Genomic DNA, 23,984 nt, shown 5'->3' on the forward strand with positions numbered 1-23,984 from the left:
CTGACCGGCTGACCGGCTAACCGGTTGAGCGCTCAGCCGCTCAGCCGCTCAGGCGTTCCAGCGCGGATCGCGCCCGGAGGCGGCCAGCGCGCGGTCCAGCGCCGGGGCGCCGTCCGGCACCGCCACCGGGGTGGCGAACCCGCCGTACTGGCGGTACAGCTCGGCGTTCTCCCCGACGACCTCCAGCACCAGCTGCGCGAGCTCCTCGTCGATCCCGATCCGACCGCCGGTCGCCCGGGCGACGTCCCAGCCGTGCAGGACGAGCTCCGCGATCAGCATCCGGGCGACGCCCTCCGCCGGTGCCGGGGAGCCGCCGAGGTCGACGTCCCCCTCCCAGGCGGCCGGGTCGGCCCAGGCCGCGACGGCGCGGTCCAGCTGGGCCGCGTAGGCGGCGGGCCAGCCGGGGTCGGCGGTGAAGTCGTGGTCGACCAGCGCCTTGGGCAGTTCGGTGCGGCGGGCCCGGTGCTCCAGGCCGTGCGAGGTGTAGAGCACCCAGTGGTTGACGAGCGCGCGGGTGTCGAAGTCCGTGCAGGGTGTCGGGCCGTCCAGCGGGTGGTCCGCCGGGACGCCGTCGGCGACGCGTGCGGCGGCCGCGGCGGCGCGGGCCAGCAGGGGGTGCAGGGGGTGCGGCGGGTGGGTGTCCGGGGTGGGGTGATCGTTCATGCCCCGATCCTGCGCCGGTCGGGGCTGCCGGGTCTTGAAGAAACGCGACGGTCGGCGCCCTGACCAGGAGCGTCGGGCCGGGGCTCGCGGCGGCCCGCCCCGACGACGGCGAACCCTTCAAAATAGGCAGGCAGACTGCTAATATTCAGCAGGCAGCCTGCCCATCTCTGCCGGGATCTCCCCAGCAGGCCCCGCCCCGTCGCAGAGGTCCCGGAGGAAGCGGAAGGAACCCGGCATGCCTCTCCCCGGCGACACCCGCACCCCGCGGCAGACGACCCCGGCGCCCGCCGGAAACCCCTTCGGCCCGCGCTTCGTGGTCCCGCTGTACCTGGGGGCCTCGCTCAACCCGGTCAACAGCTCGATCATCGCGACCGCGCTGGTGGCCATCGCGGCCGCCCTGCACCTCCCCGTCGGGGACACCGCGGTCCTGATCTCCTGCCTGTACCTCACCAGCGCGCTGGCCCAGCCCGCCGCCGGGCGGCTCGCCGAGGAGTTCGGGCCCCGGCGGATCTTCATCGCCGGGATCGTGCTGGTGTTCGCGGCCGGAATCGTCGGCACGCTGGCCCACTCGATGGCCGCCCTGATCGCGGCCCGGGTGCTGATCGGCGCGGGCACCTCGGCCGGCTACCCGGCCGCGATGCTGCTGATCCGCCGCCGCGCCGAACAGGCCGGCTACCAGGCCCCGCCGCGCGGGGTGCTCGGCGGTCTGGCGATCACCGGCGCCGCCACCGTCGCCGTCGGCCCCGCCCTCGGCGGGCTGCTGGTGGGCTGGTTCGGCTGGCAGACCGCCTTCTGGATCAACATTCCGGTCGCCGCCGTCGCCCTGGTCCTGGCGGTGGTCGGGATCGCGTCGGACCCCGACCCGGTGCGCCCCGGTTCACCCCGCGCCCTCGCCTCCCGCCTCGACCTGCCCGGCATGCTGGGCTTCGGTGGTTCGCTGACCGCCCTGATGGTCTTCCTCTCCGCCCTGCCGCGCCCGGACTGGCCCGCGCTCGCCGCCGCCCTCGTCCTCGCCGCCGTGCTGGTCGGCTGGGAACTGCGCGCCGCCCACCCGTTCCTCGACGTCCGGCTGCTCGCCTCCAACGGGGCCCTGACCCGCACCTACGTGCGCAACGGCCTGACGCTGATGGGGACGTACGTGATCCTCTACGGGCTCACCCAGTGGCTGGAAGCGGCCCGCGGGCTGTCCGCCTACCAGGCCGGCCTGGCGCTGATGCCGATGGGCGTCCTGAGCGCCGTGACCGCCCGGGTGGTGGCACGACGGACGGGCGTGCGGTTGCCGTTGATCGTCTGCTCGGTGCTGCTGCTGTTCGGCGCCGTGGCCGTGCTGTTCGTGGGCGGCGGCACCCCGATGGCGGCGGTCGTCGCCGTCAGCGCGGTGTTCGGACTGACCTCCGGCGCCGGGACGGTCGCCAACCAGACCGTCCTCTACCAGGAGGCCCCCGCCGCCACGGTCGGCACCGCCTCCGGACTGCTGCGCACCTTCGGCTACCTCGGCTCCATCGCCTCGGCGGCGATCACCGGCACCGCCTTCCACGACCGGGTGGACGACGGCGGCCTGCACTCCATCGCCTGGGTGCTGGTCGCGATCTCCGCCCTCCTCCTCGTCCTGACCGTCTGCGACCGGCGACTCGCCGAGTCCTAGCTGTCCGCCAGGCGGTTCATGATCTCGGCGGCCCGGTCGAGCGTCTTGCGCTCGCCGGCCCGGAGGGTGGAGCCGATCACCTCGGCCAGCCACGCCTCCCGCGCCGCCGGGATCCGCTCGCACAGGTCGGCTCCGGCCGGGGTCGCGCTGAAGAGGGACTTGCGCCCGTCGTTCGGGTCCTTGGCGGCGCTGACCAGGCCGCCGGCCCGCAGCGCGGCCACGGTCTCCGCCATGGACTGGCGGCGCACGTGCTCGGCCTGGGCGAGTTCGGTCACGGTCGCCGGGCCCTGCTGCACGACGCGGTGCAGGGTGGTCAGGTGCGACCAGTTCCACGGCAGGTCGTCGATCGGGGCCTCGGTGCGCAGCCGTGCCCGCAGCCGCGTCATCGCGCGCATCAGCTCGACGGCGGTGTCCTCGGGCGGGGCCGGTTCGCTACTCACCGTGCCAGCTTATGGCAGGGTGCGGCCGCCCCGACCGGCGCCGGAACCCGGGCGTCGCGGGCCCGGAGAGTCCATACCGGACAAGGCCTAGCCTGGCGGGTATGGACTCTCCCGACCTCGGACGCGGCGTGCTCCACCCCGCCCGCGCGGCGGAGGCGATCAGGGTGGAGCGGCGCGCGCCCGCCCCCGCCGTGGCGCGCTTCGTCGAGTTCTACTGGCTGGTCCGCTGGGACCTGCGCGGCCGGCCCCCGTACGAGCAGAAGGTGCTCGCCCACCCGAACGTGCACCTGGTCTTCGAGGCCCCGAGGGCCCGCGTCTACGGGGTCGACCGGTCGCTCTTCGTCCGCCGCCTGGAGGGCGCCGGGCACGTGCTGGGAGTGAAGTTCCGGCCGGGCGCGTTCCGTTCGTTCGCCGGGCACCCGGTGGCCGGGCTCGCGGACCGGTCGGTGCCCGCGGCCGCCTACTTCGGCCCCGAGGCGGACCGGCTCAACGAGGACGTGCTCGGTGAACGGCCGCGGGACCAGGCCGCCCTCGCGGACGCCTTCCTGCTGCCCCGGCTGCCCGCGCCCGACCCGGTCGCGCAGGAGGTCGCCGCCATGGTGGAGCGGATCACCGGCACCCCCGACCTGTGCCGGGTCGACGACCTGGCGCGGGAGCTGGGCCTCACCGTCCGCCGGCTCCAGCGGCTGTTCGCCGAGTACGTCGGGGCCTCCCCGAAGTGGGTGCTGCGCCGCGCCCGCCTCCACGAGGCCGCCGAACGCGCCGACGCGGGCGGCGCGTTGGACCTGGCGGCGCTCGCGGCCGAACTCGGGTACGCGGATCAGGCCCATCTCACCCGCGACTTCACGGCCGCCGTCGGCACCTCCCCGGCCCGCTACGCCGACGCCGCGCGGTGGGTCACGCCTCCAGGAAGCGCTGCAGCTCGGCCAGCATGAAGTTGGCGCCGGTGTACCCGATCCCCTGGAACCACAGCTGGTCGTCCACCGGGAACGCCCGGTGCGCCTTGACCGCCCCCAGCGCCTGCCAGCCCGGGCTCTCCAGCGCGGCGTCGGTGCCGGCCAGGGCCGGGTCGCCGGAGGTGGCGTACAGCAGCAGGTCGCCGTCCGCCTTCGCGATCTGGTCCAGCGGGATCTCGACGTCGGACTGGTCGACGTTCTGTGCGTCCGGCCGCCCCACCTGGGCGTCCGACAGCACGATCCCGGGGAAGCTCTGCTTCCCGAACAGCCGGATCCCGCCGCCCTCCACGAACCGCACCAGGCTCACCTTCCGGCCGGACGCCTTCGCCGCCGACAGGGCCTGCACCACCTGGTTGGCGTGCCGCTGGTACGAGGAGACGAAGGCCGCCGCCGCGGCCTCCCGGCTCAACGCCTGGGCGTGCACCTGGAAGTCGGCCTTCCACGGCGCGCCGGTGGTCTGGGTGAGTACGGTCGGCGCGATCTCCCGCAGTTGGTCGTAGCGGTCGCCGTCGCGCGCCTGGTTGGAGAGGATCAGGTCCGGCCGCAGGGCCCGGATCGCGACCAGGTCCGGGGCGCCGGCCAGGCCGACCCGGTGGATCCCGGCGACCCGGGAGGCCGGCCAGTAGCTCGGGAACCGGATGTCGGCGGCCGGCAGCGCGGCGCCGACCGGGGTGATGCCGAGGGTCAGCGCCGAGTCCAGCACGTCCGTGTCGAGGACGACCACTCGCAGCGGCTCGCCCGGCACCAGCACCGGCCCGGTGGCCGTGTCCACCGTGACCGGCGGCACCGGGGTGGGCGAGGCGGCCGCGCCCAGGCCGTCGGCGGTCGGCGGCGCCGGCCGCCGGGTGGTGCAGGCCGCGAGCGCGGCCCCGCCGAGACCGGCGAGGAACGAACGGCGGGCGATCCGGTGCATCGGCGGTCCTCAGGCGGTGAGGCTTCGGGGGCGCGCCGATTATGTCCGGTTTGGTGTGAAATTGCCGTCAGGCGTCCACGGCCGCCGCCCACGGGGCCCCCGGAACGACCAACGGCGTGCCCGTCACCGGGTCCGGCACCACCACCGACTCCAGCCCGAACACCTCCCGCACCAGCTCCGCCGTCACCACCTCGGTCGGCGCGCCCTGCGCCACCACCCGGCCGTCCCGCATCGCCACCAGGTGGTCCGCGTACCGGGCCGCCTGGTTGAGGTCGTGCAGCACCGCCACCACCGTGCGGCCGCGCTCGACGTTCAGCCGGCGGACCAGGTCCAGCACCTCCACCTGGTGCGCGATGTCCAGGTAGGTGGTCGGCTCGTCCAGCAGCAGGATGTCCGTGCCCTGCGCCAGCGCCATCGCGATCCACGCCCGCTGCCGCTGGCCGCCGGACAGCTCGTCCATGCTGCGCTCGGCCAGCTCCGCCGTGGACGTCCGCTCCAGCGCCTCCGTCACCGCCGCCTCGTCCTCCGGCGACCACTGCTGCCACCAGCTCTGGTGCGGCTGGCGGCCCCGCGAGACCAGGTCCGCCACCGAGATGCCCTCCGGCGCCGTCGGCGACTGCGGCAGCAGCCCCAGCCGCTGGGCGATCCGCTTCGTCGGGATCCGCGCCAGCTCCTCGCCGTCCAGCAGCACCGCGCCCCGGACCGGCTTCAGCAGGCGCCCCAGGGCCCGCAGCAGCGTCGACTTGCCGCAGGCGTTCGGGCCGACGATCACCGTCACCCGCCCGTCCGGGATGCCGACGTCCAGGCCCTCGACGACCGTGCGCGCCTCGTAGGCCAGGGTGAGGCCCCGGGCCTCCAGTCGGTGAGCGGACATCAGGAACCTCCACGACGGATGGGGGTACCCCCGAACGGAGTTCGGGGGAGGATCAGCAGCCACATCAAGTACGGCGCGCCGACCATGCCGGTCACCACGCCCACCGGCAGTTCGGTCGGCGCCATCAGCCGCCGGGCGATCAGATCGGCCAGCACGACCACCAGCGCGCCCGTCAGCGCCGAGCAGAACAGCGGGACCTGCGCGGACCGGACCAGCCGCAGCGCGATCTGCGGCGCCATCAGCGCCACGAAGTCCACCGGCCCGGCGGCGCCCGCCGCGCACGAGGCCAGCACGATGCCCAGCAGCGCCATGCCGAGGCGGATCCGGTCCAGCCGCAGGCCCAGGCCGACGGCCGTCGCGTCGTCGAAGGAGATCGAGCGCTGCGCCCGCGCCGCCCACAAGGCGACGGGCACGGCGGCGAGCAGCACCCAGGCCAGCCAGCCGGCCTGGTCGTAGCCGGCGCCGTTCAGGCTGCCCGTCATCCAGACCTTCGCGGCCTGCGCCTGGAAGCCGTCGCCCTTGGTCAGGAACACGGAGGTCAGCGAGGACAGGGCCACGCTGATCCCGATCCCGATCAGCACGAAGCGCTGCGCGTGCAGGCCGCGCCGCCATGCCAGCGCGTACACCAGCAGCCCGGCCACCAGCCCGCCCGCGACCGCCGCGTACGGGGCCTGACCGGTCGAGCCGACCACGCCGTACGCCATCAGCCCGACGACGGTGGCGGTCGCGCCCCAGGTCACGCCCACCACGTCGGGGCTGGCCAGCGGATTGCGGGCGACGGTCTGGATCAGCGCCCCGGCCAGCCCCAGCGCCGTGCCGACCAGCAGGCCCACGACCACCCGGGGCAGCCGGAACTCGCCGACCACCAGCTCGTGCGGGCTCGGCTGCCCGAGCACCACCTTCACCACCTCGACCGGCGACACGGCCGACTCGCCCAGGCAGAGCGAGGCGACGACCGTCCCGGCCAGCGCGACCAGCAGGCCCAGCGCCACCACCGCCGACCGGCGGTGCAGCAGCACGGACGCCCGCCCGGCCCGCAGCACGGCGTACCCGCGCGGGGAGACGGCGCCGCGCCCGACGGTTCGCCCGCCCTGCGCGCTCATGACGCGACCACCTTCCGGCGGCGCACCAGCGCGACCAGGACCGGGACGCCGACGAGCGCCGTCATCACGCCCGCCGGGACCTCCGACGGCGGGAAGAGGACCCGCCCCAGGGTGTCGGCGAGCAGCAGCAGGGCCGGGCCGAGGACGGCGGAGAAGGCGAGCACCCAGCGGTGGTCCGCGCCGGCGACGGCCCGCGCCGCGTGCGGGACGGCGAGGCCGACGAAGGCGATCGGCCCGGCGGCCGCGACGGCCGAGCCGGTCAGCACCGTCGCGCCGAGCGCGCCGACCGCCCGGACCAGGCCGGTCTTGGCACCGAGGCCCTTGGCGGTGTCCTCGCCGAGCGCGAGCGCGTCCAGGCCGCGGGCCACCGCGACCACCAGCACCGTGCCGACGGCGAGGAACGGCAGCAGCTGCCAGGCCACGTCCGAGGTCCGCCCGGAGAGCGAGCCGACGTGCCAGAAGCGGAACTGGTCCATGGTGGCCGCGTCGGTCGTCAGCACCATGGTGTTGAGCGAGGCGATGAACGCGGACATCGCCGAGCCGGCCAGCGCCAGCTTGATCGGCGTGGCCCCGCCCCGGCCGCGCCCGGCCAGGCCGTACACGAGCACGGTGGCGATCACGGCGCCCGCGAAGCCGAACCAGACGTAGCCGGTGAGGGTGGAGACGCCGAAGCCGGAGATGGCGAGGACCACGCCGGCCGCCGCGCCCTGGGAGACGCCGAGGATGCCGGGGTCGGCGATCGGGTTGCGGGTGAGGCCCTGCATGACGGCCCCGGCGAGGCCGAGCGCCGCGCCGACGGCCAGCCCGACGACGGTGCGCGGCACCCGCAGCTCGCGGACGACGACGGCGTTGGCCGTGTCGCCGCAGTGCAGCAGGGCGTCGAGGGTGTCGCCGAAGGGGATGGTGCGGCTGCCGACCGCCAGGCTCAGCAGCACCGCGGCGGCCAGGACGGCCAGCGCGGCGGCGAGCCACAGTATTCGGCGGCGCGCCGTCCGTCGCGCGCCGGGTGGCGCGGTGGTGTCGGTCATGGGCCCTCTCCGCAGACAACTCAGGTAAACCTAAGTTCCCGTCGGAAGCCGGGGCAAATTGCCCCGGCTCCCCGAACCGCCCGTTGGATAGCCTGGCGGCATGCCCGAGACCCGCACCGCCCCGCTCACCGTCGGCTTCGACCTCGACATGACGCTGCTGGACACCCGGCCGGGGATCCACGCCACCTACCTGGCGCTCGCGGCCGAGACCGGCGCCCGCATCGACGCCGACCTGGTGGTCACCCGGCTCGGCCCGCCGCTGCTGGACGAGATCCGCAACTGGTTCCCGGAGGACGAGGTGGAGCGCGCCGCCACCCGCTACCGCGAGCTCTACCGCGACCTCGCCTTCGCCCCGACCGTCGCCCTCCCCGGCGCGCACGCCGCCGTCGAGGCGGTCCGCGACCACGGCGGCCGGGTCGCGGTGATCACCGGCAAGTACGAGCCGAACGCCCGCCTCCACCTGGAGCACGCCGGGCTGCACGCGGACGCGCTGGTCGGCGACCTCTGGGCGGAGACCAAGGGCGAGGCGCTGCGCGAGTACGGCGCGAGCGTCTACGTCGGCGACCACCTCGGCGACATCCGGGGCGCCCGGCACGCGGACGCCGTCGCGGTGTGCGTGGCCACCGGCCCGTACAGCGCGGACGAACTGCGCGCGGCCGGGGCGGACGTGGTGCTGGCGGACCTCACCGGGTTCCCGGCCTGGCTCGACGCCCACCTGGCCGGCTGAGCCGCGGCCCCGGGGCACGCCCTGGGGCCGGGTCCCGGGGCCGCGTTCTAGGACGCGGCCGCGGACTCCACCCGGCGGCGCTGGGCCCGCGCGTTCAGGAACAGCCCGGTCAGCGCGGCCAGGAAGCCCGCCGGCATCAGCATGCTCAGCCAGTACGCGGCCGTCGGCAGCGGCGTCAGGTGCAGGAACAGCGGGACGAAGGTGACCAGGGTGGCGAGCGCGCCCAGACCGAAGACGATCGTCCCGGCCTTGACGTACACGTCGCCGGGATCGGCGCTCTGGCTGCTCACGTCTGCTCGCTCCTCGGGGCTGGTCGGGCGGTCGGTCCAGTCTGGCAGAGCGGCCGCCGGGCCCCGTCACCGGAGCGGTCCGGTCACGTTGCGCAGTTTCTCGGAAGCTGAACGTTTTGATCCCTGCTGGGCGGGGGTATGCAGGGGGTGCCGAGGGGTGCGACACGTGCGCCCCGTTTCCTCAGACCCGGGGGTGTGAGTCGATGGACCGTGCTGAGCCGCGCCCCGGCTGTGCCAGTACCGGGTCGCCCGTGATCGCGAGAACGCCGCGCCCGTACCGCCCCCAACGGGCCTTGGAACGCGGATCTTTCGCGGAACGCGGATGAGGCAGTGACGGACCGTTAGTCTGCTCCTGACAGCGTGCTGACCATGAGCGCCCGCGGGCGCCGAGCCGAGGTCGGCTGCCTTCCCCACCACCCAGTGATCCCCGGCCAGGGCCGGGATCCCTCACACCCATTCGAGGACTGTCGAGATGCCCACCGGCCAGGTCAAGTGGTTCAACGAGACGAAGGGCTTCGGCTTCCTGTCACGCGACGACGGCGGCGACGTCTTCGTCCACACCAAGGCGCTGCCCGCCGGTGTCACCGTGCTGAAGCCGGGCCAGCGGGTCGAGTTCGGCGTGGTCGCCGGCCACCGCGGCGACCAGGCGATGGCCGTGCAACTGCTGGACGCACTGCCGTCGGTGGCCGCCGCCCAGCGCAAGAGCGCCGACGACATGGCGCCGATCGTCCAGGACCTGATCACCACGCTGGACGCGGTGCTGCCGGGCCTCCAGCACGGCCGCTACCCGGCCAAGGCGACCGGCCAGAAGCTGGCCGGCCTGCTGCGCGCGGTGGCCGACCAGTTCGACGTCTGACCGAGGGGGATCAGAACGCCAGCGCACCCGGGTCGAGCGGGGGCACCAGCCCCTCCGCGGCGGCCCGGGTGAGCAGCGCGCGGACGGCCGCGTAGCCCTCCTCGCCGAGGTCCGCGGTGAACTCGTTCACGTACAGGGCGATGTGCTGGTCGGCGACGGCCGGGTCCATCTCCTGGGCGTGCGCCAGCACGTACTCCCGGCTGGCGTCCGGGTCCGCCCAGGCCTGCCGGACGGAGGCGCGGACGGCGTCGGTGAGCGCGCGCAGCCGTTCGGCGCCGAGCGAGCGCCGGGCGACGATCGCGCCGAGCGGGATCGGCAGGCCGGTCTCCTGCTCCCAGGCCTCGCCCATGTCGGCCAGGCTGTGCAGGCCGTACTGCCGGTACGTGAACCGGGCCTCGTGGATCACCAGGCCGGCGTCCACCCGGCCGTCCCGGACGGCGGGCATGATCTCGTGGAACGGCAGGACGACGATCTCGCCGAAGCCGCCCGGCACCGCCTTCGCGGCCCAGAGCCGGAACAGCAGGTAGGCGGTGGAGCGCTCGGACGGCACCGCCACCGTCTTCCCGGTGAGGTCCGCGGGGGCGTCCGTGCCCGGCCGGGTGAGCACCAGCGGGCCGCAGCCGCGCCCGAGCGCGCCGCCGCAGGGCAGCAGGGTGTACTCGTCCAGGACCCAGGGCAGCGCGCCGTAGCTGATCTTCAGGACGTCCAGTTCGCCGCGCTCGGCCAGGCCGTTGGTGACGTCGATGTCCGCGAAGGTCACCTCGGGGGCGTCCGCCCCGGGCACCAGGCCGTGCGCCCAGGCGTGGAAGACGAAGGTGTCGTTCGGGCAGGGCGAGTACGCGATGCTCAGCCGTTCAGCCACGGCCGGCCTCCTCGATCAGTTCGTGGACGGGCAGTGCGGCGAAGGCCCGCTCCAGGGCGGCCAGCGCCTCGCCGATCCGCCAGGCGGCCCGGTCGCGCGGGCCGACCGGGTTGGAGACGGTCCGCAGTTCGAGCACCGGCACGCCGTACCGGGCGGCGGCCTCGGCCACGCCGAAGCCCTCCATCGCCTCGGCCAGGGCGCCCGGGTGGCGGGCGGCCAGTGCGGCGGCCCGCTCGGCGCTGCCGGTGACGGTGGAGACGGTCAGCACCGGGCCGGTGGCGGCGCCCAGGGCCCGGGCGGCCAGCGCGACGGCGGCCGGGGGAGGGTTGTGCCGGACGGTGCCGAAGCCCAGTTCGGTGACGTCGGCGAAGCCCTCGGGGGTCTCGGCGCCGAGGTCGGCGGTGACGATCGCGTCGGCCAGCACGGTGGTGCCGACCGGGGCGTGCGGGGCGAACCCGCCGGCGATCCCGGCCGAGACGACCAGGCCGTAGCGGCCCCCCGAGGCCGTCTGCGCGCCCAGCGCGGCGGAGGCGGCGGCCGCGGCGGCCGCCGGGCCGACCCCGCCCGCCAGGACGTCCACCGGGGCGCCCGCGGCCCGGTGCAGCGCACCGCCGGGCAGCGGCAGCACGGTGGCCGGGCCGGGCAGGCCGCGCAGGACGGCCTCGGCCTCGGCGGGCACCGCGACGACGACGAGCAGCCGGGCCCGGTCGGGGCCCGACTGCTCGCTGCGCTCGTCCGCGACGGCGTGTGCGGTCATCGCGGGAACGTCAGCTGTCCTGGGTGTTCAGCTGGAAGTACCAGACGGCGACCGGGTTGTCCGAGTTCTTGTCGCCCTCGACCACGGTGACCAGGGTCTTGCCGGAGGCGTTCAGCACCTGGCTCGCCGGCTGGGAGCCGGAGAAGGTCGGGCCCTTGGCGTAGGAGAACAGGCTGAAGCGCCCGCCCTGGCCCTGCGAGCCGCCGTTGGTGAAGGCCCACCAGCCCGTGTCGGCCACGTTCGGGGAGACACCGACGCCGACCCGGTCGCTCACCACGACGTCGGAGGTCGGGAGGGTGCCCTCCGCGAGGGCCTGGGTGGCCTTCTGCTGGCACTCCTGCTGCAGGTCCTCCGTGATCGGGCTGCCGCCGTTGAAGCACAGCGGGTCCGCGACGATCGAGGAGTTGCCGACCGTCAGGGTCGCGCGGTGGGAGCTGTGCTCGGTCTGGCCGCTCGCGATGGCGACGGACGTGCCGACCGTGGCAGCACCGACCACGACGACGGCGCCGAGGGCGGCGATGGCACGGGTATTGAGGCTCATGCGTCAGAATCTACCGGGCTTCGCCGATCACGCTACGCGGGGGTCGGCCACCGCGTGTTGCCCATGGCCGGTTCAGGCCACCCTGGGCGCCGCCGGGCGCCGCCGCAGGCCCACCCGGAACAGCGTGCGGACCGTCCACAGCAGCATCAGGCCCACCACCCCGGCGGCCACCGACAGACCCAGCACGCCGTTCAGCGGCAGCAGGATGCCGACCGCGCCGCCGGCCACCCAGGACAGCTGGAGCAGCGTCTCCGAGCGCGCGAACGCCGAGGTCCGCACCGCCTCCGGGACGTCCCGCTGGATCAGCGCGTCCAGCGACAGCTTGCCCAGCGAGGCCGCCACCCCGGCCACGCCGGCGACCAGGACCACCGTCACCACGCCGTACCAGAGCGCGGCCGCGGCCGTCGCGCCGGTCGCCAGCAGCAGCATCGCGGTGACCGTCGCCTCCGGGCCCCGGGTGCGCAGCCAGGAGCCCAGCACCGAACCCAGCGCGTTGCCCGTCCCCGCCGCCAGCGCCACCAGGCCCAGCGCCAGCGTCGGCCGCAGGCCCCCGATCGGCTCGTCGCGCAGCAGGAACGCCAGGAACATCACCAGGAAGCCGACCAGCCAGCGCAGCGCCGACATCGCCCGCAGCGCCAGGATCACCGAGGGGCCGACGGTGCGCAGCGAGGCCTTCGGGGCCCTGGCGTCCTCCGGCGCCCGCTCGCCGTGCACCCCGTCGTGGACCTCGCCGTGGACCTCGGCGTGCAGGACGGCGCGCTGCTCGCCCTTGGCGGAGTCCACCGCGTGCGGCAGGTGGAAGGCCATCAGGGTGCCGATCACGAAGACCAGGAACGCGCCGCGCAGCGGCCAGCCCGGCCCGATCAGGTGCAGCAGACCGCCCACCCCGGCCGCCACCCCGGTGGCCAGCAGCCCGGCCAGGGTGACCCGGGAGTTCGCCTTCACCAGCGACAGCCGGCTCGGCAGCAGCCGCGGCACCACCACGCTGCGCACCACCCCGTACGCCTTGGACGCCACCAGCACGCCCAGCGCCTCCGGGTACAGCGCCAGACCGCCGCCGGTGATCACCCCGGCCATCGTCCAGGCCAGCACCGCCCGGGCCAGCATCGACATCGCCACCGCCGCCCGGCGGCCGTGCGGCAGCCGGTCCAGCAGCGGGCCGATCACCGGGGCCAGCAGGGCGAACGGGGCCATCGTGATCAGCAGGTACAGCGACACCCGGCCGCGGGCCTCGCCGGTGGGCACGGAGAAGAAGATGGTCGAGGCCAGCGCGACGGTGATCAGCATGTCGCCGAAGGAGTTCAGCGCGTGCAGTTCGATCAGTTTCGCCAGGCCGGATTCGCCCGCGCCCTCCGCGGAGGTGGCCTTGCGGATCCGGCGGCCGGTGCCGTGCACCACCCGGCCGGTGCGGGCGCCGGCGGCGGAGGCGGTCCGGACCAGGACGTTGCGGCTCGGCTCGGGGTCCTCTTCGCCAGGGTCCCCGTCCAGGGCGGCGAGCTGCCGGGCGTGGACGGCCGGATCCGCGCCGGTGCCGGTCGCGGTGGCGATCGCGGCGCCGGTCTTGACGAGGCTCACGGGGGCGGTGGACGACTCGAAATCGCCCCCCGGCTGCGGTTCGCCCGCAGTGGGGGCCGGAGACTGCTGTCGCGGCACGGCGTCCGCCTGGTCGGGGCTGCCGGCCTGCGAGGCGTGCAGTGCGTGCTGCGACGGGTCCTCGTCCGCCACATGCCCATCCTGCCCCAGAATCGCCGCAGTGACGCGGGAATCCACCCCCCTCGGCGCGGCCCCGGAACGGCCGCCACCGCCCCGGACTGTGCTGGGGCGCCGACCGGCGGGTAGCCTGCCCAGGGGCCGCGTGCCGAGCGCCGGGGCGCCGGCAGGCCCGGACGAGCGGCGCGGCCGGTATCCGCGGCGGCCTCTGGTCGCGCAGAATGGACAAGGGACTATCGAGCCGCGACGGAACAGGCAACACGCCGTGGGCGACAGAAGAACTGGGAGAGAATCGACGCCGTGAGTGCTGCGATGCGAAGCCGTACCCCCGATCGGCTCTGTGCCGAGGCCGTCGAACTCGCCCGGAAGGCGGCCGAGGAGGCCGTCGGCCCGGAGACCGTCGGACCACATCTCGGCGCCCAGGCGGACGCCGACCGCGTCGTCACCCACACCTTCGAGTGCCTGGACGCCGCCTACCGTGGCTGGCACTGGGCGGTCACCGTCGCCCGTGCCCCGCGGGCGAAGAACGTCACCCTCGACGAGGTCGTCCTGCTGCCCGGCGCCGACGCCGTCCTCGCCCCCCAGTGGGTGCCGTGGAGCGAGCGGCTGCGCCCCGGCGACATGGGCCCGGGCGACCTGCTGCCCACAGACGCCGACGACGCGCGCCTGGAACCCGGCTGGAGCGGCGAGGACGAGCCCGCCCCGAACTCCGCGGTCGCCCTCGCGGCCGAGGAGGACGTGGTCGTCACCGACCCGGGCATCCAGCCCGCCCCGGCCCGGGCCCAGATCAACGCCGTTGCCGAGGAGCTCGGCATGGGCCGCAGCCGGGTGCTCTCCCGGCTCGGCCTGCACCTGGCCGCCGACCGCTGGGAGAAGGCGCACGGCTCGCAGACGCCGATGGCGCAGGCCGCGCCCGCCGCGTGCGGCAGCTGCGGCTTCCTGATCCCGATCGGCGGCTCGCTCGGACAGGCCTTCGGCGTGTGCGGCAACGAGTTCGGGCCGGCGGACGGGCAGATCGTCTCCTTCGCGTACGGCTGCGGCGGGCACTCCGAGGCGGCCGTCATCCCGGCCCCGCCGGCGCCGTCCGAGCTGATCCTGGACGAGCTGGTGGTCGAGCCGATGCAGCTGCACCCGGACCGCACCTCCGGCTCGGTCGAGCCGGACGCCCCGGCGGAGGAGCTCGGGCACTCCTGACCGGACCTGTCGTCGCTCGCGGCCCGCCCCACCGAACCGGTGTGGCGGGCCGCGGCGTTCGTGCGGGTGGGGGCCCTGCGGGGGCTCGGCGGCGGGGGCGCGGTCCGGAGCAGCGGCCGGGGCGGGGGAGAATGCCCCCCGTACGAAGTACAGGGCGGCGGAAGGCGGCAGGTCCAGTGGAACCTCGGATCATCGGCAGCAGCACGGACGAGCACCTCGCGGACCCCTTCGGGAGCGCCGCGCTGCGCCGGCGGGTGCTGGACGCCTGGGCCGCCTCGCCGGCCCGGTTCCGGGAGGATGCCAACGCCGAGGAGGAACTCGCGCTCGGCGGTTACCGCGACCGCCTGGTCGTCGAGTTGGCGCAGAACGCGGCCGACGCGGCGGTCCGGGCAGGGCACGGTCCCGGCCGGCTGCGGCTCACCCTCGCCGACGGCGTGCTCGCCGCCGCCAACACCGGGGCCCCGCTGGACGCGGCCGCCGTCGAGTCGCTGTCCACCCTGCGCGCCTCCTCCAAGCGCGGTGAGACGCCCGCCGTCGGCCGGTTCGGCGTCGGCTTCGCCGCCGTGCTCGCCGTCACCGACGAGCCCGCCGTGCTCGGCGCCGCCGGCGGGGTGCGCTGGTCGCTCGGCGAAGCCCGCTCGCTGGCCCAGGCGCAGCCCGCGCTGGCCGAGGAACTGCGCCGCCGGGACGGCCACGTGCCGCTGCTGCGGCTGCCGTTCGCCGCCGAGGGCCCGGCCCCCGAGGGCTACGACACGGTGGTCGTGCTGCCGCTGCGGGACGCCGCCGCCGAGGACCTGACCCGCCGTCTGCTCGCCGGCATCGACGACGCGCTGCTGCTCACCCTGCCCGGCCTCGCCGAGGTCGTGGTGGAGACCCCGGAGGGCACCCGGACGCTCACCCGCGCCGCCGCCGAGCCCCGCCCGGACGGCGTCACCGAGGTCACCGTCACCGACGACGCGGACGGCCGGCCGCGGCGGACCCGCTGGCAGACCGCCGGCGCCACCGGCACCCTGGCCGCCGAGCTGCTCGCCGACCGCCCCACCGAGGAGCGCGCCCGCCCGTACTGGACGGTCACCTGGGCCGTCCCGGTCGCCGCCGACGGCACCCCGCAGGTGCCCGGCATCGCGCCGGTGCTGCACGCGCCCACGCCCAGCGACGAGCCGATCGGCCTGCCCGCGCTGCTCATCGCCTCCTACCCGCTGGACTCCACCCGCCGGCACGTCGCCCCCGGCGCGCTCGCCGACTTCCTCACCGAGCGCGCCGCCGACAGCTACGCCGACCTGCTGCGCGCCCGCGGCGCCGACCTCGGCTCGCTCGGCCTCGTCCCCGGGCCGCTCGGCCAGGGCGCGCTCGACAACGCGCTCCGCGCGGCCGTCCTCTCCCGGCTGCCCGGCACGCCGTTCCTGCCGCACCCGGCGCCGGTCGAGGCGGGCACGCCCGCGCTGCGCCCCCGGGACGCCACCCTGCTGGAGGGGGCGGACGGCTCGGTGGTCGAGGCGCTGGCGCCGATCTTCCCCGGACTGCTGCCGGCCGGGCTGGAGCGCCGCACCGAGCTGCGGGTGCTGAACGTGCGCCGGGTGCCGCTGGCCGACGTGGTCGACCAGCTCGGCGGCCTGGACCGCGAGCCCGCCTGGTGGCGCAACCTGTACGCGGCGCTCGGTGCCGCAGACCCGGAGGCGCTCGGCGCGCTGCCCGTCCCGCTCGCCGACGGCCGGACCATCACCGGGCCCCGGCGCGTCCTGCTGCCCTCCGAGGACGCCGACTGGGCGGCCTTCCCCGGCTACCCCGAGTCGCTGGCCGACGCGCTCGCCGCCCTCGACCTGCGGCTCGCCCACCCCGAGGCGGCCCACCCGCTGCTCGCCAAGCTCGGCGCCGGCACCGCGACCCCGGCCGGGGTGCTCGACACCCCCGAGGTGCGGGCCGCCGTCGCCCGCTCCTACCAGGTGGCCGAGGACGACGTCGAGGCCGCGCTCGAACTGGCGGACGCCGTCCTGGCGCTGGTCAAGGTCGCCGGCCCGGCCGCCGGCGAGCACCGCTGGCTGGCCCGGCTGGCCCTGCTCGACGACGAGGGCGAGCCCGCCCGCGCCGGTGAACTCGTCTTGCCCGGCAGCCCGTTCGCGGCCCTCGCCCGAGAGGAGGACGCCGGCTGGGTGGACGACGAGCTGCTGGAGCGCTGGGGCCCGGAGGTGCTCACCGCCGTCGGCGTGCTCGCCGACTTCGTCCTCGTCCGCGCCGAGGACGTGGTGCTCGACCCGGACGACCTGGAGCGGCTCGACCCCACCGCGCCCGCCGACCGCGCGGCCGGCGGCCACCCCACCGGGCTGCTCGACGAGGCGCCCGACGGCCTCGCCGACTGGGCCGAGGACGCCCTCGAAGCCCTCCAGGCCGACGACGTCGCGGGCGTCCCGCCGGTGGCCGCCGAACTGCTGGCCGTCCGCGACCTCGACCTGGTCGACGACGACGCCTGGCCCGAGGCGCTCGCCGCGCTCTCCCGCCCGCCGTACCGGGACGCCGTCGTCAACCCCGTCCGCACCCTGCTGCCGGACGGCTCCTACACCGACCTGCCGCCGTACACCGCCTGGTGGCTGCGCGACCACCCGGTGCTGGACGGCCGCGAGCCCGCCGGACTGCGCGCCGCCGGGGCCGACCCGCTGCTGCGCGGCCTCTACGACGAGGCCCGGACGACCCTGGACGAGCAGTTCCTGCACGCGCTCGGGGTGCGCACCACGCTGGCCGCGCTGCTCGCCGAACCGCACGGCCCGGACGAGGTGCTGGACCGGCTCACCGATCCGGCCTCCGACCTCGGCCACCGCCAACTGCACGGCCTGCACAGCGCGTTGGCCCGGGTCGAGATCGAGCGGATCGAACCGGTCGACGTGGTGCGGGCGCTGCCGCCGCTCGACCCGGACACCGGCCGCCGGCCGGCCCACACGGTGGTCGTCGACGCCTCCAGGGCGGTCGTCGCCGACGCGCCCGACCTCGTCCAGCTCCTGCACCCGTACCCGCTGGTGCCGGTCGCCCCGGCGCTCGCCGCCGACCTCGCCGAGCGGCTGCACGTCTCGCTCGCCAGCGAGGTGGCGGGCGGGCGGGTGCTCTCCGAGGGCGTGCTGCACCGGGTCCCCGCCGTGGTGCGGGAGCTGTTGCCCGGTTGCCCGGTCGCCTACGAGGAGCACGAGGAGCTGCTGGTGGTCGGCCCGGACGGCGACGACGCCGCCGTGGACTGGCGTTGGGACGTCGAGGCGGACGCCCCGGAGGCGCCCTACGACCCGGATGCGGCCGAGGCCGCCGACGAGGACGACGAGTTCGAGCTCCCGCCGGTGCCCGGGCTGCTGCACGCGGCCACCCCGGAGGGCCTGGCGGCCGGGCTCGCCTGGTCGGTCGGGCAGTGGCACCGGCGGTTCGAGGTGCTGGCCGTGCTCACCGATCCGGACCGGGCGTACGAGCTGTCCGCGGCGCGGGACTTCGAGGGCTGAGCGCTCAGCGGGCCCGCCCACGGCGCTTGAACCGCAGGTAGACGACGGTGGTGGTGGCCAGCCAGACGGCCGCCACCAGGGCCTTCACGGCCGTCGGCACCCACGGCAGCGCCGGGGCGGTCACCTCGCCGGCGTTCGTCAGCCAGCGGCCGCCCACCAGGGCCAGGACCGTCAGTCCGGCGGCCAGCAGGCCGGCCAGGAAGGCGGTGAACGCCTCCACCTGTCCGGTCTCGTGCTCGGTTTCCCCACCCGTGTGGGCCATGTCGGCACCCCCTTCCGCGATCGATCATCCAGGCTGCGGGCCGGGGGTGCCAGGGCCTCACTCCATCCCGCGGCGCTTCATGAAGCGCCAGGCGATCTCCAGGGCCAGGCCGCAGACCACCGCGATGCCGACGCCGACCAGGGGGTCGCGGGTGCCGACCAGCGAGAGCTGGAAGAACTCCGCCAGCCAGGGCACCAGCAGGACCAGGGCGAAGGCGCCGCCCATGGTGCCGATCAGCAGCAGGCGCCACCAGTTGTAGGGGCGGGCGACGATGGCGAGCACCCAGATGGCGATCAGGAAGAGCGTCAGGGTGGCCACGCTGGTGTCGGCCTTGAGGTCGGTCGCGTGGTCGGAGCGGGCCAGCGCGTAGGCGACGAAGGTGCCGGTGCCGGCGATGACGCCGCCCGGCACGGCGAGCCGCAGGACGCGCTTCACGAAGCCGGTGCGGGCCCGCTCGTTGTTTGGGGCGAGGGCGAGGAAGAAGGCCGGCACGCCGATGGTGAGGGTGGAGAGCACGGTGGAGTGCCGGGGCAGGAACGGGTACGGCGAGTGGGTGAAGATCACCAGCAGGGCCAGCAGGACCGAGTAGACCGTCTTCACCAGGAACAGGCCCGCGACCCGCTCGATGTTGCCGATCACCCGGCGGCCCTCGGCGACCACCGAGGGCAGGGTGGCGAAGGAGTCGTTGAGCAGCACGATCTGGGCGACCGCCTTGGTGGCGTCGCTGCCGGTGCCCATCGCCACGCCGATGTCGGCGTCCTTGAGCGCGAGCACGTCGTTGACGCCGTCTCCGGTCATCGCCACGGTGTGTCCGCGGGACTGCAGGGCGGCGACCAGCTGGCGCTTCTGCTGCGGGGTGACCCGGCCGAAGACGGTGGTCCGTTCGGCGGTGTCGGCGAGGGCGTCCGGTTCGGCGGGCAGCGTCCGGGCGTCCAGCGGGTGGTCGGCGCCGGGCAGGCCGAGATGGCTGGCGACCGCGCCGACCGAGACCGCGGCGTCGCCGGAGATGACCTTGGCCTGCACCTGCTGGCCCTCGAAGTAGCGCAGGGTGGCGGCGGCGTCGTGGCGCAGCCGCTGCTGGAGCACCACCAGGGCGAGCGGGGCGAGCCCGGCGGCCGGGTCGGGGGAGTCCAGCGGGGTGGGGGTGCGGCCGAGCAGCAGCACCCGCAGGCCCTTGGCGCCCAGCTCGTCGACCTCGGTGAGCGCCGGGTGCCCGGCGGGCAGCAGCACGTCGGGGGCGCCGAGCAGCCAGCTGGCCTCGCCGCCCTGCGGCTCCAGCAGCTGCACGCCGCTCCACTTGCGGGCGGAGGAGAACGGCATCGCCTCGATCACCCGCCAGCCGTCGGCGGCCGGGGCGCCGCCGGCCCCCGGGGCGCCGCCGTCGCCGCGCCCGTAGGCGTCGATGACCGCCTGCATGGAGGGGTTGGGGCGGGCGTCGGCGCCGGCCATCACGCCGAGCGCGTGCTTGATGGTGTCCGGGTCGGGGGCGCCGGGCTCGCCGTCGGAGAGGACCCGCAGGTCGACGACGTCCATGCCGCCCTCGGTGAGGGTGCCGGTCTTGTCCAGGCAGACGGTGTCGACCCGGGCCAGGCCCTCGATCGCCGGGAGCTCCTGGACCAGGCACTGCTTGCGGCCCAGCCGGATCACGCCGATCGCGAAGGCGACCGAGGTCAGCAGGACCAGTCCCTCGGGGACCATCGGTACGATCCCGGCCACCATCCGGCGCACGGCCTCGCGCCAGTCGCGGCCCTCGACGGCCAGCTGGCTGATGATCAGGCCGATGGCGGTGGGGATCAGCAGGTAGGTGATGAAGCGCAGGATGCTGTTGATGCCGCTGCGCAGCTCCGACTTCACCAGGGTGAACCGGCTGGCCTCCTCGGCGAGCTGCGCAGCGTACGCCTCGCGGCCGACCCTGGTGGCGGTGAACGCGCCCGCGCCGGCCACCACGAAGCTGCCGGACATGACCTGGTCGCCGGGCTGCTTGAGGACGGGGTCGGGCTCGCCGGTGAGCAGCGACTCGTCGATCTCCAGACCGTCCGCCTCGGTGACCTCGCCGTCGACGATCACCTTGTCGCCGATGCCGAGCAGCACGGTGTCGTCGAGCACGATCTCGGCGACGGCGATCTGCTCGACGGTGCCGTCCCGGCGGACCTCGGGGCGGGCCTCGCCGATCAGGGCCAGGCTGTCCAGGGTCTTCTTGGCGCGCAGCTCCTGGATGATGCCGATCGCCGTGTTGGCGACGATGACCAGGCCGAACAGGCCGTCCTGGAGCGGGCCGACGATCAGGATGATCCCGAACATCACGCCGATGATCGCGTTGAAGCGGGTGAAGACGTTGGCCCGGACGATCTCCTTGGCGGAGCGGCTGGACCGTACGGGGACGTCGTTGACCTGTCCGCGCGCGACGCGTTCGGCCACCTCGGCGGAGGTCAGTCCGCCGCGCCGGCCGGGCAGCAGCCCGAGGGGGTGCGCACCGTCGGGGCGGTCGGCGTCGCCGGGCGGCTCTTCCGCGGGGTGGGCAGGCTGCGTCATGGCACCGACTCTACGGGTGCCTTATGTCCGGTGCGTGCTACTAAAGGACTATTCAGTCCGACTGGGTGGCCGGGTCCTGGCCGTCGTCTCCGGCCGCCCGGTTCGCGGCCTCGGCGGCGCGGTCGCGGGCGATGGCGTCCCGTCGGGCGCGGCAGTACCAGAGGCCGATCAGGCCGAGCAGGCCGCCGGAGAGACAGATCCACGGCCAGGTGCCGTGGCCGTGGTCGGAGAGGGTGCCCTGGAAGGGGAGCAGCGCCAGGAAGGCGACGAACCACAGCACCGTGCCGCCGCCGACGATGGCGACGTCGTTGGCCTCCAGCGGAGGGGGCGAGGGGTGCAGCGGCGTCTTGGGCATGGGGCCTAGCGTACGGTGCGGCGGCAGACCCGCAGGGGCCCTCTGGTTTCTACGCGCGAAGATAGCGCGTGTGCGATCGGGAAACCATACTGAAAGTTCCCCGCCCGGCCACCGTCGCCCCGGGCGTCCCCCCCCCTCCTCAGCTCCCCCACAGAGGACGCACGCATGCCTGTGGTCCAGCCGACCACCGAGTCGCCCGAACCCGCCTCCAGCGCCCCCGAGCCCCCCGCCGGCGCCCTGGACCGCTACTTCCGGATCAGCGAGCGCGGCTCCACCCTGCCGCGCGAGATCCGCGGCGGCGTCGCCACCTTCTTCACCATGGCGTACATCCTGGTGCTCAACCCGATCATCCTGGGCAGCGCCACGGACATGACCGGGGCCCACCTGGACAGCGCCCAGCTGGTCACCGCCACCGCCCTCACCGCAGGTCTCACCACCCTGCTGATGGGCGTGATCGGCAACGTCCCGATCGGCCTGGCCGCCGGCCTCGGCGTCAACACCATCGTGGCGCTCCAGCTCGCCCCCAAGATGACCTGGCCGGACGCCATGGGCATGGTCGTGCTGGCCGGCTTCGCGATCATGCTGCTGGTCGCCACCGGCCTGCGCGAGCGGGTCATGAACGCCGTGCCGCTCGGGCTGCGCAAGGCCATCGCGATCGGTATCGGCCTGTTCATCGCCCTCGTCGGCCTGGTCGACTCCGGCTTCGTCAGCCGCATGCCGGACGCCGCGCACACCACCGTCCCGCTGCAGCTCGGCGGCAGCGGGCACCTGCTCGGCTGGCCGGTGCTGATCTTCGTGTTCGGCCTGCTGCTCACCCTCGTCCTGCTGATCCGCAAGGTGCCCGGCGCCATCCTGATCAGCATCGTGGTCAGCACCGCGCTCGCCGTGGTGATCGACAAGCTCGTCGACGTCCCGGCGCTCAAGTGGGGCCTGACCGTCCCGGCCTGGCCGGGCAACCCGGTCGCCGCCCCGGACTTCGGCCTGGTCGGCAAGGTCAGCCTGTTCGGCGGCTTCGAGAAGGTCGGCGTGCTGACCGGCGTGCTGTTCGTCTTCACCGTGCTGATGTCCTGCTTCTTCGACGCGATGGGCACCATCCTCGGCGTCGCCGACGAGGCCCACCTGCTCGACGAGAACGGCGACCTGCCCGGCATCAACAAGATCCTGATGGTCGACGGCATCGCCACCGCGGCCGGCGGCGCCACCTCCGCCTCCGCGAACACCTGCTTCGTCGAGTCCACCGCCGGTGTCGGCGAGGGCGCCCGGACCGGCTTCGCCTCGATCGTCACCGGCCTGCTCTTCGTGGTCGCGCTCTTCCTCACGCCGCTCGCCACCATGGTCCCGGCCCAGGCCGCGACCCCGGCCCTGGTCACCGTCGGCTTCCTGATCCTGGCGGGCTCGATCAAGGAGATCGACTGGTCGGACCACACCATCGCGATCCCGGCCTTCCTGACGATCGTGATGATGCCGTTCACCTACAGCATCACCAACGGCATCGGCTTCGGCTTCATCGCCTTCTGCGTCCTGCGCCTGGCCGCCGGGCGCGGGCGCAGCGTGCCCGTCCCGCTGTACGCGGTGGCGTCGGTGTTCGCCTTCTACTACCTGATGCCGGCCCTCGGCCTGCTCTGACGCCGTACCGCTCCACCGGCGGCCCCGTCCTCTCCCCCTCCGGGGAAAGGGCGGGGCCGCCGTCGTTGCCCGGGGCCCGGTGGACACGGGGCCCGTTGCCCTCGGGGCCGGTCGAACACCGGCCGGGCGGGAAAATGTCAAAAAGGGGCCTGTGTAGCGAAGTTGACGGAGGGAATACTGCCTGGACGGACACGGGGAGGGGGCTCGACCGATGGTGCAACAGGATCCGCCCGGGGGAGACGAGGCGAAGCTGCTGCCGGAGCTGTTCTGGACGGCGGACAAGGCCTCGCTGGACGGCCAGCGCGAGACGCTGCGCTGGTACCGCGGACTGATCGCCATGCTGGTGATCGCCGCCGTGATCGGCTCGTTCCCCGGGCCGAAGGACCGCGGCTCCTTCGACAGCGTGCCGCTGTACTCGGTGGGCGCCTTCCTGATCGCCGGCTACTTCTGGTCCCGGCTGCGCCGCAGCAACCCGCAGGGGCGCTGGTACGAGGCCAGGGCGGCGGCCGAGTCGGTCAAGACGCTGGCCTGGAAGTACACCGTCCGGGCCCGGCCGTTCGACGGCGAGGCGGAGTCCGCGGACGTGGACCGCGGCTACCTGCTCCAGGTCGAGGACGTGCTGCGGGCCTTCGAGGACCCGGAGATCGTGCCGCCCGGCACCGTCCCCGAGATCACCCCGGAGATGCGGCGGATGCGGGCGGGCAGCCTGACCACCCGCCGCATGCTCTACCTGCGCACCCGGGTCGAGGGCCAGCGCACCTGGTACCGCGCCCGGGCCGAGGCGTGCGAGACGCAGGCGGTGTCCTGGGGGCTCGGCATCGCGGCGCTGATCATCATCGGCGCGGCGGCGGCCGTCGCCCAGGCCACCGGCGCCCTCCAGGTGCACGTCTTCGGCGCCAGCTCGGCCGCGGCCGCCGCCGTCATCGCCTGGACCCAGCTCAAGCAGCTGCGCCCGCTGGCCGCCGCCTACCAGCTGGCCGCGCGCGAACTGGAGAACGTCGGCAACCAGCTCTCCGACCTCGACCTCAAGACGCCGGACGCCGAGGCGCGCTGGGCCCGGATGGCCGCCGAGGCGGAGGACGCGGTGTCCCGCGAGCACACCACCTGGCGGGCCCGCCGGGCGTTTCCGAGGTAGCGGCCGGGGCCGTCGACGCCGGGGAGCGGCCGGGGCCGTCAA

The 23,984-nt window shown here is 75.0% G+C and carries 22 protein-coding genes; 8 read left to right on the forward strand and 14 right to left on the reverse strand.

Annotation, left to right across the window (positions count from 1 at the left end; translation table 11 throughout):
• Positions 1–48 precede the first annotated feature (48 nt).
• Positions 49–663, reverse strand: a complete 615-nt coding sequence (locus ACFWPI_RS29935; protein WP_380374817.1) for a TIGR03086 family metal-binding protein — start codon at positions 661–663, stop codon at positions 49–51.
• Between the two features lie 235 nt (positions 664–898).
• Here ACFWPI_RS29935 and ACFWPI_RS29940 point away from each other — a divergent pair, with 235 nt between their 5' ends.
• On the forward strand, positions 899–2,308 hold the full coding sequence (locus tag ACFWPI_RS29940; RefSeq protein ID WP_380374818.1) for an MFS transporter: 1,410 nt from the start codon (positions 899–901) through the stop codon (positions 2,306–2,308).
• On the opposite strand, the gene ACFWPI_RS29945 is transcribed toward ACFWPI_RS29940, so the two are convergent.
• A complete protein-coding gene (locus ACFWPI_RS29945) occupies positions 2,305–2,748 on the reverse strand; it encodes a MarR family winged helix-turn-helix transcriptional regulator (RefSeq protein ID WP_371517520.1) in 444 nt (147 codons plus the stop codon). The two genes, ACFWPI_RS29940 and ACFWPI_RS29945, sit on opposite strands and share 4 nt — an antisense overlap.
• Positions 2,749–2,849: 101 nt before the next feature.
• Here ACFWPI_RS29945 and ACFWPI_RS29950 point away from each other — a divergent pair, with 101 nt between their 5' ends.
• Entirely contained in the window at positions 2,850–3,683 is an 834-nt protein-coding gene (locus ACFWPI_RS29950) for a DUF6597 domain-containing transcriptional factor (RefSeq protein ID WP_380374819.1), read from the forward strand.
• On the opposite strand, the gene ACFWPI_RS29955 is transcribed toward ACFWPI_RS29950, so the two are convergent.
• From ACFWPI_RS29955 to ACFWPI_RS29970, 4 genes are all read right to left on the reverse strand, one after another.
• The gene (locus ACFWPI_RS29955) at positions 3,646–4,617 is read right to left on the reverse strand and encodes an ABC transporter substrate-binding protein (protein ID WP_380341668.1); all 972 of its coding nucleotides are present in this window, start codon (positions 4,615–4,617) and stop codon (positions 3,646–3,648) included. The genes ACFWPI_RS29950 and ACFWPI_RS29955 overlap by 38 nt on opposite strands.
• A 67-nt stretch (positions 4,618–4,684) precedes the next feature.
• Entirely contained in the window at positions 4,685–5,491 is an 807-nt protein-coding gene (locus tag ACFWPI_RS29960) for an ABC transporter ATP-binding protein (RefSeq protein ID WP_063348212.1), read from the reverse strand.
• Positions 5,491–6,594, reverse strand: a complete 1,104-nt coding sequence (locus tag ACFWPI_RS29965; protein ID WP_380374822.1) for a FecCD family ABC transporter permease — start codon at positions 6,592–6,594, stop codon at positions 5,491–5,493. The genes ACFWPI_RS29960 and ACFWPI_RS29965 overlap by 1 nt, the downstream gene beginning before the upstream one ends.
• The gene (locus ACFWPI_RS29970) at positions 6,591–7,622 is read right to left on the reverse strand and encodes a FecCD family ABC transporter permease (protein ID WP_380374823.1); all 1,032 of its coding nucleotides are present in this window, start codon (positions 7,620–7,622) and stop codon (positions 6,591–6,593) included. The genes ACFWPI_RS29965 and ACFWPI_RS29970 overlap by 4 nt, the downstream gene beginning before the upstream one ends.
• Positions 7,623–7,722: 100 nt before the next feature.
• On the opposite strand from ACFWPI_RS29970, the gene ACFWPI_RS29975 reads away from it, so the two are divergent.
• Entirely contained in the window at positions 7,723–8,349 is a 627-nt protein-coding gene (locus tag ACFWPI_RS29975; protein WP_363377331.1) for an HAD family hydrolase, read from the forward strand.
• Positions 8,350–8,396: 47 nt separating this feature from the next.
• Here ACFWPI_RS29975 and ACFWPI_RS29980 read toward each other — a convergent pair whose 3' ends face one another.
• Positions 8,397–8,639: a hypothetical protein gene (locus ACFWPI_RS29980; RefSeq protein WP_063348208.1), complete on the reverse strand. Its 243-nt coding sequence runs from the start codon at positions 8,637–8,639 to the stop codon at positions 8,397–8,399.
• 472 nt (positions 8,640–9,111) lie between these two features.
• Here ACFWPI_RS29980 and ACFWPI_RS29985 point away from each other — a divergent pair, with 472 nt between their 5' ends.
• Positions 9,112–9,495: a cold-shock protein gene (locus ACFWPI_RS29985; protein ID WP_063348207.1), complete on the forward strand. Its 384-nt coding sequence runs from the start codon at positions 9,112–9,114 to the stop codon at positions 9,493–9,495.
• Positions 9,496–9,505: 10 nt separating this feature from the next.
• Here ACFWPI_RS29985 and ACFWPI_RS29990 read toward each other — a convergent pair whose 3' ends face one another.
• From ACFWPI_RS29990 to ACFWPI_RS30005, 4 genes are all read right to left on the reverse strand, one after another.
• The gene (locus tag ACFWPI_RS29990) at positions 9,506–10,357 is read right to left on the reverse strand and encodes a 1,4-dihydroxy-6-naphthoate synthase (RefSeq protein WP_380374825.1); all 852 of its coding nucleotides are present in this window, start codon (positions 10,355–10,357) and stop codon (positions 9,506–9,508) included.
• Positions 10,350–11,114, reverse strand: a complete 765-nt coding sequence (locus ACFWPI_RS29995; protein ID WP_380374827.1) for a futalosine hydrolase — start codon at positions 11,112–11,114, stop codon at positions 10,350–10,352. Before ACFWPI_RS29995 ends, ACFWPI_RS29990 begins: the two co-directional genes overlap by 8 nt.
• A gap of 10 nt (positions 11,115–11,124) precedes the next feature.
• A complete protein-coding gene (locus ACFWPI_RS30000) occupies positions 11,125–11,655 on the reverse strand; it encodes a hypothetical protein (protein ID WP_350877487.1) in 531 nt (176 codons plus the stop codon).
• Positions 11,656–11,727: 72 nt separating this feature from the next.
• Positions 11,728–13,095, reverse strand: coding sequence for an MFS transporter (locus tag ACFWPI_RS30005; RefSeq protein WP_380374847.1), 1,368 nt, complete (start codon positions 13,093–13,095; stop codon positions 11,728–11,730).
• 582 nt (positions 13,096–13,677) lie between these two features.
• Here ACFWPI_RS30005 and ACFWPI_RS30010 point away from each other — a divergent pair.
• Complete coding sequence (locus ACFWPI_RS30010) at positions 13,678–14,559, forward strand: DUF3027 domain-containing protein (protein ID WP_380374829.1); 882 nt, start codon at positions 13,678–13,680, stop codon at positions 14,557–14,559.
• 176 nt (positions 14,560–14,735) lie between these two features.
• A complete protein-coding gene (locus tag ACFWPI_RS30015; RefSeq protein ID WP_380374831.1) occupies positions 14,736–18,032 on the forward strand; it encodes a sacsin N-terminal ATP-binding-like domain-containing protein in 3,297 nt (1,098 codons plus the stop codon).
• A gap of 4 nt (positions 18,033–18,036) precedes the next feature.
• Here the strand turns inward: ACFWPI_RS30015 and ACFWPI_RS30020 are convergent, their stop codons facing one another.
• Genes ACFWPI_RS30020 through ACFWPI_RS30030 form a run of 3 tightly spaced genes read right to left on the reverse strand, consistent with a single transcriptional unit; the run spans position 18,037 to position 21,181 of the window.
• Positions 18,037–18,294 (reverse strand): hypothetical protein, encoded by a 258-nt coding sequence (locus ACFWPI_RS30020; protein ID WP_380374833.1) that lies wholly within the window; start codon positions 18,292–18,294, stop codon positions 18,037–18,039.
• A 57-nt stretch (positions 18,295–18,351) separates the two neighbouring features.
• A complete protein-coding gene (locus ACFWPI_RS30025; protein WP_380374834.1) occupies positions 18,352–20,826 on the reverse strand; it encodes an HAD-IC family P-type ATPase in 2,475 nt (824 codons plus the stop codon).
• Positions 20,827–20,878: 52 nt separating this feature from the next.
• The gene (locus ACFWPI_RS30030; protein WP_063348201.1) at positions 20,879–21,181 is read right to left on the reverse strand and encodes a DUF2530 domain-containing protein; all 303 of its coding nucleotides are present in this window, start codon (positions 21,179–21,181) and stop codon (positions 20,879–20,881) included.
• Positions 21,182–21,346: 165 nt separating this feature from the next.
• Here ACFWPI_RS30030 and ACFWPI_RS30035 point away from each other — a divergent pair, with 165 nt between their 5' ends.
• Together ACFWPI_RS30035 and ACFWPI_RS30040 are read left to right on the forward strand one after the other, a co-directional pair.
• Complete coding sequence (locus tag ACFWPI_RS30035) at positions 21,347–22,807, forward strand: NCS2 family permease (protein WP_380374836.1); 1,461 nt, start codon at positions 21,347–21,349, stop codon at positions 22,805–22,807.
• Between the two features lie 211 nt (positions 22,808–23,018).
• Positions 23,019–23,942 carry a DUF4231 domain-containing protein gene (locus ACFWPI_RS30040; RefSeq protein WP_063348198.1) on the forward strand — a complete coding sequence of 308 codons (924 nt, stop codon included), beginning with the start codon at positions 23,019–23,021 and terminating at the stop codon, positions 23,940–23,942.
• Positions 23,943–23,984 lie beyond the last annotated feature (42 nt).

It is taken from the genome of Kitasatospora sp. NPDC058492 (genome assembly GCF_042720685.1).
Classification (GTDB): Bacteria; Actinomycetota; Actinomycetes; order Streptomycetales; family Streptomycetaceae; genus Kitasatospora.